Source organism: Litchfieldella anticariensis FP35 = DSM 16096 (genome assembly GCF_000409775.1).
Classification (GTDB): domain Bacteria; phylum Pseudomonadota; class Gammaproteobacteria; order Pseudomonadales; family Halomonadaceae; genus Litchfieldella; species Litchfieldella anticariensis.
Genome location: NZ_KE332377.1, coordinates 962,804 through 963,028 on the forward strand (window position 1 = coordinate 962,804; position 225 = coordinate 963,028).

The 225-nt window shown below is 69.3% G+C and carries 1 protein-coding gene; it reads right to left on the reverse strand.

Going from position 1 to position 225, the window contains the following annotated elements; translation table 11 throughout:
* Positions 1-225 (reverse strand): hypothetical protein (locus tag L861_RS24760; protein ID WP_169513677.1); only part of this gene is annotated, 225 nt, incomplete at both ends.

The window sequence follows — 225 nt, forward strand, 5'->3', positions numbered from 1 at the left end:
CGCTCGCGGCGCCACTGCACGCGCACCGTCCAGCCATAACGGGTGCGCCTCTTGGGCCGCCCCCTCAGGCCGTTCTCGATCTCGGCGTCGAGCGTCATCACGTAGTACTCCATGCCATGCGCGGTGGCACGCGTGAACTGCGGTTCGATGGGCCGCGCCGACGGCACGAAGTCTCCCTCCTGCCAGACGACCTGGTAACCGGGTAGCTGCCCCATCGCCCGGTCG